Origin of the sequence: Mesorhizobium sp. B2-3-7 (assembly GCF_006442695.1) — a bacterium.
GTDB lineage: Bacteria > Pseudomonadota > Alphaproteobacteria > Rhizobiales > Rhizobiaceae > Mesorhizobium.
On sequence record NZ_VFVV01000008.1, the window covers coordinates 110,177 to 129,146 of the forward strand.

Annotated in this window: 23 protein-coding genes; 10 read left to right on the forward strand and 13 right to left on the reverse strand. The window is 64.1% G+C overall.

Annotation, left to right across the window (positions count from 1 at the left end):
- Positions 1-60 precede the first annotated feature (60 nt).
- Genes lspA through FJ940_RS17205 form a run of 3 tightly spaced genes read right to left on the reverse strand, consistent with a single transcriptional unit; the run spans position 61 to position 2,496 of the window.
- Entirely contained in the window at positions 61-549 is a 489-nt protein-coding gene (lspA, locus tag FJ940_RS17195) for a signal peptidase II (protein ID WP_140522527.1), read from the reverse strand.
- A gap of 13 nt (positions 550-562) precedes the next feature.
- The gene (locus FJ940_RS17200; protein WP_140657286.1) at positions 563-1,423 is read right to left on the reverse strand and encodes an RNA methyltransferase; all 861 of its coding nucleotides are present in this window, start codon (positions 1,421-1,423) and stop codon (positions 563-565) included.
- Positions 1,423-2,496, reverse strand: coding sequence for a class I SAM-dependent rRNA methyltransferase (locus FJ940_RS17205; protein ID WP_140657288.1), 1,074 nt, complete (start codon positions 2,494-2,496; stop codon positions 1,423-1,425). The genes FJ940_RS17200 and FJ940_RS17205 overlap by 1 nt, the downstream gene beginning before the upstream one ends.
- Before the next feature lie 134 nt (positions 2,497-2,630).
- Between FJ940_RS17205 and FJ940_RS17210 the strand changes: the two genes are divergently transcribed.
- The 3 genes from FJ940_RS17210 (at position 2,631) to FJ940_RS17220 (ending at position 4,243) form a co-directional block, all read left to right on the forward strand.
- A complete protein-coding gene (locus FJ940_RS17210; protein ID WP_140657290.1) occupies positions 2,631-3,317 on the forward strand; it encodes a YafY family protein in 687 nt (228 codons plus the stop codon).
- 102 nt (positions 3,318-3,419) lie between these two features.
- The gene (locus FJ940_RS17215) at positions 3,420-3,815 is read left to right on the forward strand and encodes a VOC family protein (protein WP_140657292.1); all 396 of its coding nucleotides are present in this window, start codon (positions 3,420-3,422) and stop codon (positions 3,813-3,815) included.
- Positions 3,812-4,243 carry an EVE domain-containing protein gene (locus tag FJ940_RS17220; RefSeq protein WP_140657294.1) on the forward strand — a complete coding sequence of 144 codons (432 nt, stop codon included), beginning with the start codon at positions 3,812-3,814 and terminating at the stop codon, positions 4,241-4,243. Before FJ940_RS17215 ends, FJ940_RS17220 begins: the two co-directional genes overlap by 4 nt.
- A 1-nt stretch (position 4,244) precedes the next feature.
- On the opposite strand, the gene FJ940_RS17225 is transcribed toward FJ940_RS17220, so the two are convergent.
- From FJ940_RS17225 to sppA, 4 genes are all read right to left on the reverse strand, one after another.
- Positions 4,245-5,210 (reverse strand): ornithine cyclodeaminase family protein, encoded by a 966-nt coding sequence (locus FJ940_RS17225; protein WP_140657296.1) that lies wholly within the window; start codon positions 5,208-5,210, stop codon positions 4,245-4,247.
- A 57-nt stretch (positions 5,211-5,267) separates the two neighbouring features.
- A complete protein-coding gene (locus tag FJ940_RS17230) occupies positions 5,268-5,600 on the reverse strand; it encodes a DUF1049 domain-containing protein (protein ID WP_140500210.1) in 333 nt (110 codons plus the stop codon).
- Positions 5,601-5,653: 53 nt separating this feature from the next.
- Positions 5,654-5,938: an integration host factor subunit beta gene (locus FJ940_RS17235; RefSeq protein ID WP_006200394.1), complete on the reverse strand. Its 285-nt coding sequence runs from the start codon at positions 5,936-5,938 to the stop codon at positions 5,654-5,656.
- Positions 5,939-6,018: 80 nt separating this feature from the next.
- On the reverse strand, positions 6,019-6,975 hold the full coding sequence (gene sppA / locus FJ940_RS17240) for a signal peptide peptidase SppA (RefSeq protein WP_140657298.1): 957 nt from the start codon (positions 6,973-6,975) through the stop codon (positions 6,019-6,021).
- A 383-nt stretch (positions 6,976-7,358) separates the two neighbouring features.
- Here sppA and lptC point away from each other — a divergent pair, with 383 nt between their 5' ends.
- The 6 genes from lptC to ptsN all read left to right on the forward strand — a co-directional run bounded on the left by lptC (position 7,359) and on the right by ptsN (position 12,548).
- Positions 7,359-8,072 (forward strand): LPS export ABC transporter periplasmic protein LptC, encoded by a 714-nt coding sequence (lptC, locus tag FJ940_RS17245; protein ID WP_140560247.1) that lies wholly within the window; start codon positions 7,359-7,361, stop codon positions 8,070-8,072.
- Positions 8,059-8,643 carry an LptA/OstA family protein gene (locus tag FJ940_RS17250; protein WP_140560248.1) on the forward strand — a complete coding sequence of 195 codons (585 nt, stop codon included), beginning with the start codon at positions 8,059-8,061 and terminating at the stop codon, positions 8,641-8,643. The genes lptC and FJ940_RS17250 overlap by 14 nt, the downstream gene beginning before the upstream one ends.
- Positions 8,643-9,461, forward strand: coding sequence for an LPS export ABC transporter ATP-binding protein (gene lptB, locus FJ940_RS17255; protein ID WP_140500202.1), 819 nt, complete (start codon positions 8,643-8,645; stop codon positions 9,459-9,461). Before FJ940_RS17250 ends, lptB begins: the two co-directional genes overlap by 1 nt.
- A gap of 194 nt (positions 9,462-9,655) precedes the next feature.
- Positions 9,656-11,182, forward strand: a complete 1,527-nt coding sequence (rpoN, locus tag FJ940_RS17260; protein WP_140500199.1) for an RNA polymerase factor sigma-54 — start codon at positions 9,656-9,658, stop codon at positions 11,180-11,182.
- 264 nt (positions 11,183-11,446) lie between these two features.
- Complete coding sequence (gene raiA, locus FJ940_RS17265) at positions 11,447-12,025, forward strand: ribosome-associated translation inhibitor RaiA (RefSeq protein ID WP_140500197.1); 579 nt, start codon at positions 11,447-11,449, stop codon at positions 12,023-12,025.
- Between the two features lie 58 nt (positions 12,026-12,083).
- Complete coding sequence (gene ptsN, locus FJ940_RS17270; protein ID WP_135898701.1) at positions 12,084-12,548, forward strand: PTS IIA-like nitrogen regulatory protein PtsN; 465 nt, start codon at positions 12,084-12,086, stop codon at positions 12,546-12,548.
- 67 nt (positions 12,549-12,615) lie between these two features.
- Here ptsN and FJ940_RS17275 read toward each other — a convergent pair whose 3' ends face one another.
- Together FJ940_RS17275 and FJ940_RS17280 are read right to left on the reverse strand one after the other, a co-directional pair.
- Positions 12,616-12,885, reverse strand: coding sequence for a DUF1150 family protein (locus FJ940_RS17275; protein WP_140500195.1), 270 nt, complete (start codon positions 12,883-12,885; stop codon positions 12,616-12,618).
- 76 nt (positions 12,886-12,961) lie between these two features.
- Positions 12,962-13,387, reverse strand: coding sequence for an Hsp20 family protein (locus FJ940_RS17280; RefSeq protein ID WP_013893014.1), 426 nt, complete (start codon positions 13,385-13,387; stop codon positions 12,962-12,964).
- A 301-nt stretch (positions 13,388-13,688) separates the two neighbouring features.
- Here FJ940_RS17280 and FJ940_RS17285 point away from each other — a divergent pair, with 301 nt between their 5' ends.
- Positions 13,689-14,630, forward strand: coding sequence for a nucleoside hydrolase (locus FJ940_RS17285; RefSeq protein WP_140500193.1), 942 nt, complete (start codon positions 13,689-13,691; stop codon positions 14,628-14,630).
- A gap of 172 nt (positions 14,631-14,802) precedes the next feature.
- On the opposite strand, the gene FJ940_RS17290 is transcribed toward FJ940_RS17285, so the two are convergent.
- The 4 genes from FJ940_RS17290 to FJ940_RS17305 form a co-directional block, all read right to left on the reverse strand.
- Positions 14,803-15,417 carry a LysE family translocator gene (locus FJ940_RS17290; RefSeq protein ID WP_140500192.1) on the reverse strand — a complete coding sequence of 205 codons (615 nt, stop codon included), beginning with the start codon at positions 15,415-15,417 and terminating at the stop codon, positions 14,803-14,805.
- A 110-nt stretch (positions 15,418-15,527) separates the two neighbouring features.
- A complete protein-coding gene (locus FJ940_RS17295; RefSeq protein ID WP_140500190.1) occupies positions 15,528-16,967 on the reverse strand; it encodes an amidase in 1,440 nt (479 codons plus the stop codon).
- A 10-nt stretch (positions 16,968-16,977) separates the two neighbouring features.
- The gene (locus FJ940_RS17300; protein WP_140500189.1) at positions 16,978-17,883 is read right to left on the reverse strand and encodes a ribokinase; all 906 of its coding nucleotides are present in this window, start codon (positions 17,881-17,883) and stop codon (positions 16,978-16,980) included.
- 161 nt (positions 17,884-18,044) lie between these two features.
- Entirely contained in the window at positions 18,045-18,923 is an 879-nt protein-coding gene (locus FJ940_RS17305; protein ID WP_140500187.1) for a bifunctional helix-turn-helix domain-containing protein/methylated-DNA--[protein]-cysteine S-methyltransferase, read from the reverse strand.
- Positions 18,924-18,970 lie beyond the last annotated feature (47 nt).

Genomic DNA, 18,970 nt, shown 5'->3' on the forward strand with positions numbered 1-18,970 from the left:
TTCTCTCCTCGATCTATCGACGTTTGGACTCTGCTGCGGCGGCCACGCCGGGTCAATCGCTCAGGCGTCGGGACCCTGGGGCTTGGGCTGGCGCCGCCAGCCCAAAACTTCGTCAAGCACGACCAGCGCGGCGCCGACCGAAATGAAGGCATCGGCGAGATTGAACACGGCGAAGGACCAGACCGGAGTGTGGAACAGGATGTAGTCGATGACGTGGCCGTAGACGGCGCGGTCGATCAGATTGCCGAGCGCGCCACCGATGATCAGGGCAAAGCCGGTGCGGGCAATAACATGGCCCGCTGGCGTGTGCGTGGCCAGATAGAGCACGAAGGCGACGACGAGAACGGCGATGATCACCAGCCCAGTATCGCCGAAGGATGAGAACATCGAGAAGGCGATGCCGGTATTATAGGTGCGAAACAGCGCTAGGAAGGGCAGGAGATCGAGCTTTTCCTGAAAGGGAAGGCCGGTCTCGACCAAATGTTTTATCCACTGGTCGAGCGCGATCGCCGCGACGACCAGCAGCGCATAGGGAGACCATGATTTCACGATTGGGCAACCCTCATTGCGGATCCACCATTGGATCCAGCTTCAGCGCGCCGCGGCGGATCTCGAACAGCATGACGCCGGTGGCGACGGCAAGATTGAGCGAATCGGCTCGGCCTGCCTGCGGAATCCTGAGCAGCCTGTCGCAACTCGCCGCCAGGCTTTCGGGCAGGCCTTGCTGTTCATTGCCCATCATCAGCAGCACCGGCCCCCGGGAAAAATCGACCGAGCGGTAGTCGACCGCGCCTTTGAGGTGTGTGCCGGCGACGAGGCCCGAAAACCCGCCGCGCCAGGCGAGGAATGCCTCGGTCGTCGCCTTGGCCACCGGAACGGCGAAGATAGAGCCCATGGTGGCGCGCACCGTCTCCACCGAAAAGGGATCGGTGGTGTCTCCGACCAGGATCACGCCCTTCGCGCCTACGGCGTCCACCGTGCGGATGACGGTGCCGAGATTGCCGGGATCACGCACCCGGTCGAGCGCCACCCAGACATCGCCATTGTCGGCGCGGATATCCTTCAGGGCCAGGAATTTCTGCGAGAAAACGCCGATCACCATTTGCGGATTGTCGCGGCGGGTTATGGCGACAAGCACTTTTTCCGAGACTTCAAGCACCGTGCCGCCGGAAGCCACCGTGCGCGCAGCGACCTTCTCAACCGCCGCGTTGCCGCGTCCGGCCTTGGCGAAGACCAGGGTCCTGATCTGCCAGCCGAGGTCGAGCGCATCGATGACCAGCTTCAGTCCCTCGGCCATGAAGGCGTTCTGCTGGTCGCGGAATTTTTTCAAGGCCAGCGCCTTGATGTCCTTGACCAGCGGATTGGCGAGGCTGGTGACCTCTTTCACCTGCCCGACCGGACGGGCGCCGTCATATCCACTCATCAGGCCACCCAGCGCGAGAACAGCGAGGTCGACAGCGCGCGGCCCGCCGATTTTTCGCGGATGATCAATTCGCCCGATTCAACCTTGCCGCCCATGCCGGCAAAGGTGTCGCGCATGAGGGCATGGATGGCGAAGAAGGAGGCGCGGATCGAATAAGCGGTCAGCACCACGGCAAGCGGTTTCGGCGTCAGGATCGATCGGCAGAGATCGGTCAATGCCGGCAGGTCCTCGAACAACTGCCAGACCTCGCCCTTGGGGCCGCGGCCATAGGCGGGCGGGTCGAACAGAACGATGTCATAGCGGCTGCCGCGGCGCTCCTCGCGCTCGGCGAATTTCACCGCGTCTTCGACGATCCAGCGGATCGGCTTGTTGCCAAGCCCGGCCATCTCCTGGTTTTCGCGGGCCCAGCCGATCGCCTTTTTCGAGGCATCGACATGGGTGACCTCGGCGCCGGCGCGCGCCGCCACCAGCGAGGCAAGACCGGTATAGCCGAACAGGTTGAGCACCTTGACCGGCCGCCTGGCCGCCGCGATCAGTCCGGCCATGTGATCCCAGTGCGAGGCCTGCTCGGGAAACACGCCGACGTGGCGAAACGAGGTGAAGCGGCCGAGATAGTCGATGCCGTCGTGCTTCATAGGCCAGGTCTCGCCGAGCGGCGTCCCGGGGAAGCGCCAGCGGCCAATGCCTTCCTCGTCGGTATCGCCGGTGAAGACAGCGTCGGCGCGGTCCCATTCCCTTGCCGGCAGCGCCTTCTGCCAGATCGCCTGGCCCTCGGGGCGGACGATCCGATAAGGACCGTATTGTTCGAGCTTCTGGCCGGCGCCGCTGTCGAGCAGCGCATAGTCGGCATTCGGCGCCACTTCGAGGATCAGCGGAAGCTGTTCGGCCGGAAGAGCGCCGTCGCGACGGGCCAGGATGCGGGGCGCCGACTTCTGCTCGGGGCGCCCGTCGACCCTGGCCTCGGGCCGCTCCTGCGGCCTGGCCGTTCCACGGCCTTCATGCGGACGCACCCGTTGCGCACCGCTTTTTGCGGGCGGACCGCTGTCGCGGCGTTTGTCGCGAAAAGATTTCAAGCAGGAGCATCTCCGAGGCGTGGCCGCTTTTGACATAGGGCAACCGGCTTCGCAACCAAGTCCGCCGCGCGGCCGTCGCTTGGTCATGTCGGCTTGCGATGGACCAATGTCAAAGAAACAGGCAAATCTTCGATATGTCCCGCTCCGAACGCCTGCTCGACCTGATCCAGACATTGCGCCGGCATCGCATGCCGGTGAGCGGGCAGTCGCTCGCCGACGAACTCGGGATTTCAATTCGCACGCTTTACCGCGACATCGCAACGCTGCAGGGCCAGGGGGCGCCGATCGAGGGCGAGGCGGGGCTCGGCTATGTGCTGAAGCCCGGATTCATGCTGCCGCCGTTGATGTTCAGCGACGAGGAGATCGAGGCAATTGTGCTCGGTTCGCGCTGGGTCGCCAAGCAGCCGGATTCGCGGCTTTCGACAGCGGCCGTCAACGCGCTTGCCAAGATCGCGTCGGTGCTGCCGGATGACCTGCGCGAGGATCTCGACGCCACCGCACTGCTGGTCGGGCCGCCCAGCGGGACTGTCGAAGGCATCGATCTCGGCCTGGTGCGGCAGGCGATCCGCAACGAGCGCAAGCTGGACTTCTTCTATCGCGATGCCGGTGGCGCGGGCTCGCGGCGCATCGTGTGGCCGTTCGCGCTTGGGTTCTTCGACAAGGTGCGGGTCGTGGTGGCGTGGTGCGAAATGCGGCAGGATTTCCGGCATTTTCGCACCGACCGCATAGCCGAGCTCAAGACGACGGATCTGCGCTATCCGCGCCGCCGTCAGGCGCTGCTGAAGGAATGGCGGGCAACGCTCGACACCCCACGGCGTTAGCGGTGTGTAAGCTGTCCAGGGCGCCTTTCGTGACGGATACTGCCAGAATCTGACAGTGATGCGCTTTATGTCTGTCCCGGTCGAAACCCCTGGAGAACAGACATGGTCACCCCGAATTTCGTCATCCTCTACGTCGACCAGCCGCAGCGAAGCGGCACCTTCTACAGCGCGCTGCTCGGTCGCGAGCCGGTCGAAAGCGCGCCGACATTCGTGCTGTTCGTGCTCGACAACGGTTTCAAACTCGGTCTCTGGTCGAGGCATACGGTGGAACCGGCGGCTGCAGCGGCCGGCGGCGGGGCGGAGCTGGTCTTTGCGCTGGAGACGCCCGAGGCAGTCGACGCCGCCCATGCCGACTGGTCCGGACGTGGGCTGAAGATCCTGCAGGCGCCGACCGACATGGATTTCGGCCGCACCTTCGTTGCGCTCGATCCCGACAACCATCGCCTGCGGGTCTACTGGCTGTCGGACGGGCAGCAGGCCGACGGGGAGCAGGAATGAGCGCGTATTGGATCGCGGTGGCGTCGGCGCAGCACGTCCGGCGCGGCCGCGAGGGCGGCTTTATGCAGGTCAACCACGGCAAGGCGGCGCCGCTGCGGCGGATGCAGCCCGGGGACGGCATTGTTTATTATTCGCCGACAACGATTTTGGGCGAGAAAGACGGGCTGCGGGCGTTCACGGCGATCGGCACGGTACGGGAGGGAGAACCCTATCAAGGCGACATGGGCGGCGGCTTCACGCCCTTTCGCCGCGACGTCGACTGGGCGGCGGCCGGGGAAGCGCCGATCAAGCCATTGCTCGGCAGGCTGGACTTCACGGCCGGCAAGCCGAATTGGGGGTATCAACTGCGCTTCGGCCTGTTCTCGATAAGCGCGGCCGATTTCGCCGTAATCGCCGAAGCTATGGGCGCTAACCAGCCGGGACAGTAAGCTAGCTCCTGAGCGCCTTGTAGACGGCAATGCCGGCGGCAAGGTCCTCGAGCGCGGCGCCGACCGACTTGAACAGCGTGATCTCGTCGGCGCTCCGGCGCCCTTGCTTCTGACCGCGCGCCAGCTCATGCAAGTCGGCTATGATGGCTTCCGGTTTCAACACGCCCGAAGCGAGCGGTATGACGATGTCGCCCGCTTCCTTGGTGGCGCCGGCGCGGGTGTCGACATAGACGCGGGCGCGCCCTATCGCCTCGTCGTCGCTTTCGCGCATTGTCGGGGTGAAGCCGCCGACCATGTCGACATGGCTTCCCGGCTTCAGGCGGGCGCCCTTGATCAGCGGATCGGTGGCGATCGTCGCCGACGAGACGATATCGGCCTGGCCGAGCTCGGCATCGAGATCGGTCGCTGCGCTCGCCGCGAAGCCCTCGGCGCGCAGTCCGGCGGCGACCTTCTCGGCGTTGTCCAAGGTGCGATTCCAGATGCGGATGGTCCTGATCGGCCGCACGGCGCAATGCGCCTTGGCGAGGAATGGCGACAGCGCACCGGCCCCGATCACCAGCAGCCGGGAAGCGTCTTCGCGCGCCAGATAGGATGCGGCGAGCGCCGAGGCGCAGGCCGTGCGCCATTGCGTCAGCCGCTGGCCGTCGATCAGGGCCTCCGGTTCGCCGGTGGCGCCGTTGAGCAGGAGGTAGAGTCCCATCACCGCCGGTTTGCCGATGGCATTGTTGTCGGGCGAGACGGTAACGATCTTGACGCCGATGTGTCCCCCGGCCGAGATGTCGGCTGCGTTGAAGTCGGTCCAGGCCGGCATCAGCAGCAAGGTCGAGGCCGCACCGTCCGGCCGTTCGACCGTGTGATGGTGCCGGACAGGTTGCACCGCGCCATCACGGAAAGCCACGCGCAGCGTCTCCACTAGGCCCGGGAAGGTCAACGACTGGTCGACCTCTGCGGCCGAAATGGTCAGCATGGGAAACTCCGTGAAGAAAATCGCGGGCCCGAGAGGGCCCACAGCGCCGTGCGGCGGTCAGTTGGTCGGCTTCGGCAGCACCGGTCCCTGCGGTGTCGACGGGGTGCGGCCGATCGCCTGGCGCAGGTTCTCGGCCTCGACGCCGCGCTGGCGCGCCAGCTTGCGGTAGCGTCCCTGCTTGACCCAGGTCGCCAGGCTGCCGACGACCATGCCGACGGCGAGGGCCAGGAACAGAAAGATGAACAGCGGCAAAGTGAGCGTCAGCGCCGGATTGCCGGGATTGAATGGATCCAGCGTGAAGGCGACGAGTTCGCGATTGGCGACGGCCAGCGCGATCAGGATGATCGCCAGGGGCACGAAGACCACGATGAGCATGAAGCGATTGAGCATGATGTTTTCCGTCGGAAATCGACCTCCCGGGAAGGGCCGGTCTGGCGTCGCGCCTACTTTCCGCCATTCAGCCTTTCGCGCAGTTCCTTGCCGGTCTTGAAGAAAGGCACCCATTTCTCCTCGACCTCGACGGATTCACCAGTGCGCGGGTTGCGGCCGGTGCGGGCGGGGCGGTTTTTCACCGAAAAGGCGCCGAAGCCACGCAATTCGACCCGGTTGCCTTCGGCGAGCGCGTCGGTGATCTCGTCGAAAATCGCGCCGACGATGTTTTCAACGTCGCGCAGGAAAAGATGCGGATTGCGCGTGGCAATAATCTGCACAAGTTCGGACTTGATCATCGGACGGGTCCCCTGAAATCGGTGCGGTCGAAATTATGAGGATGATTTTGTTTGCTTTTTCATCCACCCCAAACGGCATCTCAAGGGTGCCAGACGGAAACGAGACCGTCAAGAAACAAGCGGTCGGCGCCAAGTTCATGGATGATATCGCCGCTGTAGTCCGGCAGGCCGAGCGCGCCGGCGATCGTGCGCACCATCGCTTTGGAAAACAGGAAGCCGCCGCGCCGCTCCGTGTCCTTCCATTCGACCACCTTGAGTTTCGAGTCGACGCCCTTGGTCACCAGCCAGTCGATCGCCTCGGTCTCGCCGCCGACGGCGTCGATCAGGCCGTTGACGACCCCCTGGCGACCGGTGAAGATCGATCCGTCGGCGAGCGCCAGCGCTTGCTCGCGGGTCATCTTGCGGCGTTCGGCGACGATGCCGACGAACCAGTCGTAGCTGTCGAGGATGAGCTTGCGGACCATGGCGCGCTCGTCTTCGTTGGTCGGCTTGAAAGGCGAGGGCGAGGCCTTGAGCGGCGAGGATTTCACTTCCTCCAGCTTGACGCCGAGCTTGTCCATCAGGCCGCTGACATCAGGATACTGGATCAACACGCCGATCGAGCCGACGATCGAGGTCTTGCGGGCGACGATGTAATCGGTGGCGCTCGCGATCATGTAGCCGGCCGACGCGGCGAGCGTGCCGACCTCGGCCGCGACAGGCTTGTCGGCGGCGAGCTTGCGCACCTCCTCATAGATCGATTCACCGCCGACGGTGGTGCCGCCGGGGGAATCGATGGCGAGGATCACGCCTTTCACCCTCGGCGACTTGCGGATGGCTTCCAGCCGCTCGATCAGTTCGTCGTCCTCGGTTATGGTGCCTTCGATCCTGACCTTGGCGATATGATCGACGGCCGAGCCGCCGAAATCGTCGCGATAGAACCAGGCCGAGATCGCAATGACGCCGAGCGCAACGATGGCGATGGCCGCAGCGCGCCAGAAGGTCAGCTTACGCCGCAAGCGGCGGCGGTCGATCAGGTCGTCGGCTCTCAATGCCATGGTCAGCCTCACGGTCGATGGAAAGAGATGCTTTTAGACCATGACGTCCCGGTCTGGAAGCAGTTCCGTCTGCGCATGACGCGGCAATCCGCGCGCGGCGCACGCGAGGCAAGTGCGCGTCAGCGTCCGCCAAGACGTCAGTTTCGTGATTGGTCCGTGAAACGAACGGCAGATAAGGGGAGAGCCGATGGTAACGAAAAATGTACGCCAGACGTCTATTTCTGCTATGAAGCAGGGCTGTCGGTGTTGATCCGTTCTGATCTGCACGACAGCAACTGTCACATTTTCGCGGTTTTCGTCGGCTTGTGCTTGCTTGAAAGCGCCGACGTCCCACCTATAGGCGGTGTTGCCCGGCGGGGCAGGGGTTTTAGAAGAAAGCAGTTATGTTAGCGCGAACGAGTGAAGCGAGCAGCACCGAGACGGAGTTGGCTCCCCCGGCGGACGGCCCGGCGAGGGGGGACGCGTTCGATCGCGCACGGCGGCATTCGCGCCGGGTGCGCGTGCTCAAATTCGCCGTGCCGGTGCTGGCGGCGTTGATCGCCATTGCCTTCCCGGTCTATTCCTACCTCGCCGCACCGGTGTCCGTCGCGGTCCAGGCGGAAGGCACCGCCTTTTCCAACGGCAAGCTGGTGATGGCCAACCCCAAGCTCAACGGCTTCACCAAGCAGAAATTGCCCTATTCCATGACGGCATTGCGCGCCATACAGGACGTCAGCACGCAAGGCATCATCGAACTCGACGGCATCGACGCCAAGGTGCCGATCGCGGCCGACAATGTCGCTGCGATCAAAGCCACGCATGGCACCTACGATCGCGACGGCAATACGATGCACCTGACCAGCGACGTCACGATCGCCACGACCGACGGCCTTCAGGCCAAGTTCAAATCGGTCTTCCTCGACATGGGCAAAGGCACTATGAAGACGGATGACCCCGTGGACGTCAGCCGTGACGGGTCGCAGATCACCGCGAATTCCTTGTCGGTGCAGGACAATGGCAAGGTTCTGGTGTTCGAGAACAAGGTGCGCGTCAATATCGATCCCGCCAATCTGAAGGCGGCAGAGGCAAAGGGCGAAGAAGCGAATGTGGCTCATTAGTTCGACACGGCTTGCCGCCGCAGCTTCGGCGCTGCTCTTGCTGGGGCTTGCGCCGGCGCAGGCGCAATCCAGCGCCGAGAGCGCGTCCGGGCTCAAACTGTCGGGCGACAAGCCCATCCAGATCGAGAGCGACAAGCTGGAGGTCCGGCAGGCGGACAACGTCGCCGTGTTCACCGGCAACGTCACGGTCGTGCAGGGACCGACCCTGCTCAAGTCCGGCAAGATGATGGTCTACTACGTCAAGGACCCGAACGCGGCCGCAAAGGGGACGGAAGCAGCGGGAGCGGCGATGACCGGCTCCGCCAACATCGACCACCTTGAAGTCAGCGGAAAAGTTTACATCAAGTCGAATGACCAGATCGCGACCGGTGATAATGGCACCTTCGACATGAAGACGCAGGTGCTGGTCCTGTCCGGCAAGGAAGTGGTGCTGTCGCAAGGCCCCAATGTCCTCAAGGGCTGCAAGCTCACCGTGCAGATGAAGACCGGCCTCGCCAATGTCGACGGCTGCGGCGGACGTGTCATCATGTCGATGACGCCACCGCCGAAATCGGGAGCGACGAACCCCTGATGGCCAGCCTGTCGTCGCTGACGGCGCGTCTTCCGGGGCGGGCCGCCGGCAAGGTTTCGGCTCCGGCCACGGTCACCGCCGATAAGGCGAAGTTCAAGGGAACCTTGATCGCCAAGGGCCTGACCAAGAGCTACAAGGGTCGCAAGGTGGTCAGCGGCGTCACGCTCGGGGTGCGTGCCGGCGAGGCCGTCGGGCTGCTCGGTCCGAACGGTGCCGGCAAGACCACCTGTTTCTACATGGTCACCGGCCTGGTGCCTGTGGACGAGGGCACGATCGAGATAGACGGCTTCGATGTCACCTCCATGCCGATGTACCGGCGTGCGCGTCTGGGCATCGGCTATCTGCCGCAGGAGGCCTCGATCTTCCGCGGCCTCAGCGTCGAGCAGAACATTCGCGCCGTGCTGGAAGTGGTCGAAAAGAGCCGCAAGGAGCGCGAGCGCAGCCTCGACGAACTGCTCGAGGAGTTCCATATCAGCCATTTGCGCAAGGCGCCCTCGATGTCGCTTTCCGGCGGCGAACGTCGGCGCCTGGAGATCGCGCGTGCGCTGGCCACGCGCCCGGCCTACATGCTGCTCGACGAGCCTTTCGCCGGCATCGACCCGATCGCCGTCGCCGACATCCAGCAACTGGTGCGTCATTTGACGGCGCGCGGCATCGGCGTGCTCATCACCGATCACAATGTGCGCGAGACGCTCGGCCTGATCGACCGCGCCTACATCATCCATGCCGGCCAGGTGCTCACTCATGGCCGGGCTGATGAAGTGGTCGCAAATCCCGACGTGCGGCGGCTCTATCTGGGCGAGGGATTCACGCTTTGAGCGTGAAATTTGTTTCCTGACGCGATTTTTTTCCTGTCAGGGGCCATTTTCTCGCGATCTTGCTCCGGGATAACGCTCCGGTAAGCGGGTTTTGCTAGCGTTTGCCTTGACAAGCAAAAGCCGGGCCAGTTTCTATCGGTTCGCGAAAATTCTTCCGGCAGTCCGGATGCAGACGAGGCATTTGAAACCGAACCATGGCGTTGGCGGCGAAACTACAGCTACGACAGTCGCAGTCGCTGGTGATGACGCCGCAGCTGATGCAGTCGATCCGGCTGCTGCAGTTCACCCATGCCGAACTCGAGCACTTCATCGACGAGGAGATCGAGCGCAATCCGTTGCTGGAGCGCGCCGAGCCGCAGGACGACGCCGCCAGCGACCAGGTGCCGAGGACCGAGGCGGCACCGGAAACGGCGGCCGACGGCGACTGGTTCGAGACCGAAGCGGGATGGAGCGCCGAGGCGATCTCGGAAAAGCTCGACACATCGCTGGAGAACCTGTTCCCGGACGACCCGGGCACCAGCGAGCGACTCGGACCAGACCTCACGGCACAGTGGAAATCGGCGACCGGCAATGGCGGCACGTCCTCGTCCGAAGGCTTCGATGCCGGCGACATGGCGGCGACCGCGATCACGCTGCGCGATCATGTCAGCGAGCAGATCGCGCTCGCTTTCGCCGATCCGGCGGCGCGCCTGATCGCCGGCGAACTCGCGGACGGCCTCGACGAGACCGGCTATATGCGCGCCGATACGGCTGAGATAGCCTCGCGCCTTGGTAGCGGCGCCGACGCCGTGGCCAAGGTGCTGTCGGTGTGCCAGACCTTCGAGCCGGCCGGCCTGTTCGCCCGCGACCTTGCCGAATGCCTGTCGCTGCAACTTGCCGTGCGCGACAGGCTCGATCCGGCGATGAAGGCGCTGATTGCCAACCTCGAACTCCTGGCGCGCCGCGATTTCCACACGCTGAAGCGGATCTGCGGCGTCGACGAAGAGGACCTGCTGGACATGCTGGCCGAGATCCGGGCGCTCGATCCGCGGCCGGGCATGGCATTTTCGGGCGGCGCCAGCGACGCCGTCATTGCCGATGTCGAGGTGCGCGCGGCCAATGACGGCAGCTGGACGGTCGAGCTCAACGCCGAAACGCTGCCGCGCGTGCTGGTCGACCACATCTATTTCGCCCAGGTTTCGCCGCACGCCAAGAACCAGGCCGAAAAGGATTTCCTGGCCGAGTGCCTGCAGAACGCCAATTGGCTGACGCGCAGCCTCGATCAGAGGGCAAAGACCATTCTCAAGGTCGCATCGGAGATCGTGCGCCAGCAGGATGCCTTCCTCGTCCATGGCGTGCGCCAGCTGAAGCCGCTCAACCTGCGCACGGTGGCCGACGCCATAGGCATGCACGAATCGACCGTCAGCCGGGTCACCGCGAACAAGTACATGCTGACGCCGCGCGGCGTGTTCGAACTGCGCTATTTCTTCACCGCCTCGATCGCCTCGTCGGGCGGTGGCGAGGCGCATTCGTCGGAAGCGGTGCGCGACCGCATCAAGCAATTGATCGACGAGGAAAAAACCGTCGACGTCCTGTCCGACGACGCGATCGTCGACATGTTGCGCGAAAGCGGCGTCGATATCGCCAGGCGTACGGTCGCCAAATACAGGGAAGGCATGAATATCCCGTCCTCGGTGCAGCGCCGGCGCGAGAAGCGGGCCCTTGCCAGCGCCGGGCGCTAGGTTCGGCGATTTCCACAGGGTTCGTGCTTCATTGACAAGCTGCGGTGAAGTGGCTAGAAGCCCGCCCGCATGAGACGGGCTCGGCGCCCGCTAGCGGATGGTCCGTCACGACAATGGCCTAGGGATGGTCAAGAAGGCGGCTTGTGATCAACCGGAAAGTTTGGATTTAAATCGGCGCGAGTGACGCCGCAAAGCTTGTGCGCACGGACCACGAGTATAAACTCCGGCCAGTTTGAAGCCTGAGCAAGGAAGGTCAGTTTTCAGATGAATCTGCGCATATCGGGAAAACACATGGATATCGGCGATGCGTTCCGTACGCGCATCAACGATCGTGTCGGCGAGGCGATCGGCAAATATTTCGACCGCGGCTTTGCCGGACATGTCACCGTCATCAAATCGGGCTCGCGCTATTCGGCGGATTGCATGATCCGGCTGGATTCCGGCGCTTCGCTGCAGGCGACCGGCGATGCCCAGGACCCGACGCTGGCTTTCGAGGCCGCGGCGGATCGTCTGGAAACCCGGCTTCGGCGCTACAAGCGCCGGCTGAAATCGCACAATTCGGGCAATGGCGAGCTCACCGATATCGCCTACACGGTGATGGCGCCGCTCGCCGATGACGACGAGGACATTCCGGAGGATTTTGCGCCGGCCATCGTCGCCGAATCGACCATGACGCTGAAGACCATGTCGGTGGCGTCGGCGGTCATAGAACTCGACACAAAGGACAGTCCGGTCTTCGTCTTCCGCAACGCCGGAAACAATCACGTCAACATCGTCTATCGCCGGCCGGATGGGAACATCGGCTGGATCGATCCGTCCACGACCAAGGTCGCACAGGGATAAAACCGGCCGCACGAGGGATGGGGACTGGTGACGGCAGGCGAACAAGGGATTTTCAAGTATGGATCTGAGCGATCTCATCAACGTTCCGGCGATATTGCCGGCGTTGAAGGCGAACTCCAAGAAGCAGCTTCTGCAATTGCTGTCGGAGAGGGCGGCCGCGATTTCCGGCATTCCGGAGCGGGAGGTGTTCGACACGATCCTGCAGCGCGAGCGGCTCGGCTCGACGGGGGTCGGCAACGGCATCGCCATTCCGCACGGCAAGCTGGCCGGCGTGAAGCGCATCGCCGGCGTGTTCGCCCGCCTGGAGACGCCGGTCGATTTCGAGGCGCTCGACGACCAGCCGGTCGACCTGGTGTTCCTGCTGCTGGCCCCTGAAGGGGCCGGCGCCGATCATCTGAAGGCGCTGTCGCGCATCGCGCGGGTGCTGCGCGACGCCGATACGGTGGCCAAGATCAGGGGAACGCGCGACGCCGTGGCGATCCACGCGCTTTTATCGGACACCCAGGCCTCGCACGCGGCCTGACGTTTTCTGGATGAACAATGGTAGGGCCGCCACGGGCGGCCCCGTTCGTTTTCAGCGGAAAATCGCCTTAATGAATGGCGACCGTGGTCAGGTCGTTTTCCATGGCGCCGGCCAGCGCGCGATCGCGCGCATCTGAAAGCAGGATCGGCTGGCCGTTGGCGGCAAACAGCGCCCACAATTCCATGCCGGGCGCGATTTCGCCAATGCCCGGGAAACGGCCGAGCAGTTCCTCGCTCGTAACCTTGCGCAGATAAGCGACCGAGCCCTCGCCGAGATGGGCGAATTCACCGCTGGTCATGGTGGGATTTTGTGTAGGATTTTGGTCAGTTCTGGTCATTTCAAGCCTCCTTGGCGCGAGACGCCGCCCTGGTTCTGGGCAGTAGGCCATCCCGCATGAGAGCCATCGGCAAAGATCAGTCTTTCACCGATATGTTTATTTTCCGTACCAGCCGCTCGGACTCGGGCCGATCGAGATCGATCGACAAAAGGCCGTTCTTCAGCTCCGCCGCAATCACCCGCATGCCGTCGGCCAGCACGAAGCAGCGCTGGAATTGGCGTGCGGCGATGCCGCGGTGAAGAAATTCGCGCTCGGTATCGTCGGTCTGACGACCGCGCACGACCAACTGGTTTTCCTCCGTGGTGACATCGAGATCGCTTTCGGCGAAACCGGCGACAGCGAGCGTGATGCGCAGCCTTTCGGCCTTGCCGTCGGCGCCGCTGAGCCGCTCGATGTTGTAAGGAGGATAGCTGTCACCGGATTTCGCCAGGCGCTCCAGCGTCTTTTCCATGGCGTCGAAACCCAGGAGAAGCGGGCTGGAGAAAGGCGTCATTCGGCTCATGTTACATTGTCCTCTCAAGAGCGACATAAACTGGAAAAACCCAGATGGCATTTTTCCCGATGGTCTTGATATGGTCCGCCCCACGACCAAGTTCAAGCCATCAAAACACCCGCCCAAAAAGACCACGTCGTGGACTCACAAGAATGATCGACATGGCGCTTGAAACGGCAGTGAGATGCAAGGAGAAGCGCTGCGCCGGGATTCGTCCCCCGGGCGGAGCGGTTCGGCAGCTCAAGGCCGGTTCGGTGCGTTTCGCATGCTCGCTCGGACGCATGAGCTCATGGCCAAACAAGGAATTGAAATGCCCCAAACACGCAAGATCATCATCGACACGGATCCTGGCCAGGACGATGCCGTCGCCATATTGCTGGCGCTTGGCAGCCCCGAGCTGGAGATCGTCGGCATATCAGCCGTAGCCGGCAACGTGCCGCTGAACCTTACCGAAAAGAACGCCCGCAAGATCTGCGAACTGGCCGGCCGACCCGACATCAAGGTCTATGCCGGCGCCGTCCGTCCGCTGGCGCGTGAACTGGTTACGGCCGAGGCGGTGCATGGCCAAACTGGCCTCAACGGGCCACAATTGCCCGAACCGACGATGAAGCTGCAGGATAAGTACGCCGTCGATTTCATCGTCGAGACGCTGATGAAGGAAGAGAGCGGCAGCATCACGCTGTGCGCTCTCGGGCCGCTCACCAATATCGCGCTGGCGCTGATCCGCGAGCCGAAGATCGCGCCGCGCATCAAGGAAATCATCCTGATGGGCGGTGGCTTCTTCGAAGGCGGCAATGTCACGCCGGCGGCCGAATTCAACATTTATGTCGATCCGCACGCGGCCGAGGTGGTGTTGAAATCCGGCATTCCGATCGTGCTGATGCCGCTCGACGTCACCCACAAGGCGCTGACCACCGCCAAGCGCACCCAGGCCTTTCGCAAGCTCGGCACCAAGGTCGGTACCGCAACGGCCGAGATGCTGGAGTTTTTCGAGCGTTTCGACGAGGAGAAATACGGCACCGATGGCGGGCCGCTGCATGACCCCTGCGTCATCGCCTACCTGTTGAAACCGGAGCTGTTCAAAGGCCGCAACTGCAATGTCAGCGTGGAAACCAGCTCGGAACTGACCATGGGCATGACCGTGATCGACTGGTGGGGCGTCACCAAGCGGGAAAAGAACGCCAAGGTGATGGGCGACATCGACCATGACGGCTTCTTCGCGCTGTTGCTGGAACGGCTGGGGCGGCTTTAAATCCGCCTCCTTACCTTCTCCCCTTGCGGGAGAAGGTGGCCTCGCGAAGCGAGGCCGGATGAGGTTGTTCCAGGGAACGCCAACGCCTCACTCCGCTGGAGCACCCCTCAACCATCTCGGCGCTGCGCGCCGATCCACCCTCCCCACAAGGGGGAAGGAAAGGCGGCGGTGCTTACTTCGACCGCGAAAACGCCAGCCACAGGCCGCCGCCGACCATGAAGCTGCCGCTGATCCTGGACAGGAGCTTGACGCGGCGGGCGGACAGGATGCGACCGGCGCGGCCGGCGGCCAGCGCATAAGTCGAATCCGACATGGCGGCGAAGATCATGGCGGTGAGGCCCATGACGGCGATCTGCAGCGAATAATTGCCTTGCGGCGCGATGAATTGCGGAAAGAAGGCGCCGAAGAAGATCAGCGTCTTCGGGTTGCTGAGCGCTACCAGCAGGCCCTGCAGGAAAAAGCCGCCGCGCGGCTTCCGCGCCGTTCCGTCGGCGTTCAGCTTGCCCTTGGACCGGAACATCTGCACGCCCATCCAGATCAGGTAGGCGGCACCGATCAGCCGCACCCATTCGAACCAGTGCCCCATGCCCGATATCAGCGTGTTGAGGCCGATGCCGACGATGGCGATCATGACCGCCAGGCCGGCCTGCGTGCCGGCGACATTGGCCAGGCCGGCGCGGGCGCCATGACGGATGCTGTTGGCGATGATCAGCGTGACCGTCGGCCCTGGCACCAGGATGATGACGACGCACGCAAGGACATAGGCGGCATAGAGTTCCAGCGACATGATTTTTCCCTCGGGGAGAATGCCGCCTGTGCGGCGCCACAATCAATGCACGGCGGCGATGCCGGTGCAAGCCGGCACATGGAGCCGCGCGATACGCAGATGCACCGGATTCAGGCGCCGGACGGCCACGGCAGTGTCGTCTCATAGGCCGCCGCCGCCTTCAGCACAGCCATGTCGCCACGCGGCCGGCCGATCAGCTGCATGCCCATCGGCCGGCCTCTGGCGTCGAAGCCGACCGGCACGCTGACGGCCGGGCAGCCGCCCATGGTCGCGGGCGCCGAAACCTGCATCCAGCGGTGATAGCTGTCCATCGGCCGGCCGGCGATCTCGCGCGGCCAATGGGTGCCGACGTCGAACGGAAAGACTTGCGCGGTCGGCAATGCAATCAGGTCGAAGCGGTCGAACAGCGACAGCAGCATCCGGTACCAGGACGTCCGGACGACCGAGGCGGCGCGAATCCGGGGCGCCGTCAGGAGTTGCGCGTTCTCCACCTCCCAGACGGCTTCGGGCTTCAACAGGGCGCGCCTGGCGGGATCGTCATAATGCACTTTCAGCGCGCAGCCGCTGCTTGCCTGGCGCAACGTCACGAAGGCCTGCCACAAGGCCTCGAAATCAAAATCCTGTACCAGTGCCTCGGCCTTGAACGATGCCTCCCCGAAGCGGTCGAGCGCGGCTTGGCAGAGCTCGAGAATGCCGGGCTCCATGGGCAAATGCCCGCCCAGATCGCCGAGCCAGGCGATACGGCCGCCCGTGGCGGGCATCCGCAGGCCTTCGAGGAAGGAGCCTTGTTTCTCATAGGACAGGGGTGCGTGCGGATGATGGCCCGCCTGCACGTCGAGCAGCAGCGCCATGTCGCCGACATTGCGCCCCATCGGCCCATCGACGCCCATCTGGGCATGAAAGACCTCGACGTCCGGGCCGCCGGGGACGAGCCCCTGCGATGGCCGGAAACCATAGACATTGTTCCAGGCGGCTGGATTGCGCAACGAGCCGCCGAAGTCGCTGCCATCGGCGACGGGCACCATGTCCAGCGCCAGCGCCACCGCGGCGCCGCCGCTCGAGCCGCCGGCGCTCAAATCTGGATCAAAGGCGTTCAGCGTCGGGCCGAACACGGGATTGTAGGTGTTGGAGCCGAGGCCGAATTCGGGAACGTTGGTCTTGCCGATGATGATGGCACCGGCGTTGCGCATGCGCTCGACGAAGAAATCGTCCTCCTGCGGCACGAAATCGGCGAAGATCGGCGAGCCGAAGGAAGTGCGCAGGCCGCGGGTCATTGCGAGATCCTTGACCGCGATCGGCAGGCCGAAAAGCGCACCGGCCCGGTCCGGACGGGCATCGGCTGCGTCGGCCTCGCGCAGGATATCGCTGCGATCGCGCATGGAAACGATGGCGTTGACGAGCGGGTTGACGGCTTCGATGCGGTCGAGGAATGCCGTCACGACCTCACGTACCGAAAGTTTCCTTTGCCGGATCGCGTCGGCCAGTTCGACGGCGGGCAGGCGGCATATATCACCGGCCGGTGGCGCGGCATGCTTTGTCTGGGGGCGCATTCTGGTCGTCTCAGCGGGATTTCAGGAGTGCCTGGTCGACATCGGCGGCCAACGGGATGGCCGGCTGGGCGCCCGGCTTCAGGCATGCCAGCGAGCCGGCCGCGCCGGCCCGGGCGAGCGCCTGTTCGAGGGGCAGGCCCGACGACAGGCCGGCGGCGAAATAGCCGCAAAAGGTGTCGCCTGCACCAACCGTGTCGACCGGGGTGATCTTCAAAGCGGGAACCGTCAGGGAATCGGTCGGCGTCGCCGCCATCACGCCGTCGCCGCCGAGCGTGACGACGATGGTGCGGCCGGTTTTCCCGGCAAAGTCGCGCATCCGTGCCGCGCGGTCGCGCCCGCTCAGCGACAGCACCTCGCCATACAGGTCGAACTCGGTCTCGTTGGCGACGACATAGTCGGCCTTGCCGAGCAAGCCGGCCGCGTCGCGATGGAAGGGTGCGGTGTTGAGCACGGTGACGGCACCGGCCGCGCTTGCCTGATCGAGCGCGGCTTCGACGGTCGCAAGCGGGATCTCGTGTTGCAGGAGCACGACATCGCCTTTTCGGGGGAAGGCCTTGGCCAGGTCGCCGGGCAGCACCGAGGCGTTGGCACCCGGCACCACGGCGATAATGTTCTCGCCATCGTCGCCGACCATGATCAGCGCGGTGCCCGTCGAGGCAAAAGTTTCGCCCACGCCAGACAGATCCACCTTGGCCTGGCGCAGCAGCGCCAGGGCCTCGCCGGCGAAACTATCCTTGCCGACGGCTCCCACCATGCGCACCTTGGCGCCGGCGCGCGCGGCGGCCAACGCCTGGTTGGCGCCCTTGCCACCGGGCGCGGTGGCGAAACCGGAGCCGCTCACCGTCTCGCCAGGGCTCGGCAAGCGGTCGACATTGGCAATAAGGTCGAGATTGATCGAGCCGACGACGATGATCAAGGAATGCCTCCTCATGAATGAGCGGGAAGCTATCCTGTAAGATCGTTGCTTTCCAGTGCATGCCGATATGGCAAGCGCTGCGGTGCCGCGTCATGCGAGTCAGCGGGGCGTCGTCGTTTTCCACGTGACAATGCCGGCGGAAGTTGCCGGCGTTCCCGATTTCAAGAGGTGACCTGTCCAGCCTCCCAGCCCAGAATGGCGCGCTTGCGGGTCAGGCCCCAGTGGTAGCCGGTGAGGTCGCCGGATTTGCCGATGGCGCGGTGGCAAGGCACCACGAAGGAGAGCGGGTTGGCGCCGTTGGCGGCGCCGACGGCGCGGCTGGCGCTCGGCGCGCCGATGCTGGCGGCAATCGAGGAATAGGTGCGAGCCTTGCCCATCGGAATCTGGAGCAAGGCCTCCCAGACGCGAACCTGGAAGTCGGTGCCGATCATCACGACATGCAGCGGCTGGTCCGGGCGCCACAGCGTCGGGTCGAAGATGCGTGCGGCGTAGGGACCGGTCGCGGCCATGTCCTCGACATAGACGGCATTCGGCCAGCGGCTGGACATATCGGCGAAAGCGGCGCGTTCCTCGCCCGGATCGCTAAAGGCGAGGCCGGCAAGCCCGCGGTCGGTGGCCATGATCAGGGCGGTGCCGAATGGCGAGCTATGATAGCCATAGCGGATGGTGAGCCCGGCGCCGCGCGTCTTGTAGTCGCCCGGCGACATCGCCTCATGGGTGACGAACAGGTCGTGCAGCCGGCCGGGGCCGGACATGCCGAGCTCGAACGATGTTTCAAGCAGCGGCATGCCGGAATCGAGCAGCCTGCGGGCATGGTCCAGCGTCACCGCCTGCAGGAAAGCCTTGGGCGAAAGGCCGGCCCAGCGTGTGAACAGCTTCTGCAGGCCGGTCGGCGTCTCGCCGACCTCCTCTGCAAGCTCCTCGAGGGAAGGCTGGTCGCGATAGTCGAGGCTGATCTTCTCGATGGCGCGGCGCACGATTTCGTAGTCGCTGCCTTCGGGCGTGATGTCCTTCTTGAGGACTGCTGTCTGTGTACTCATGGGACTTCTCCTTGAGCCGGAATATCAGCCCTTGGGGCGCCGATCAC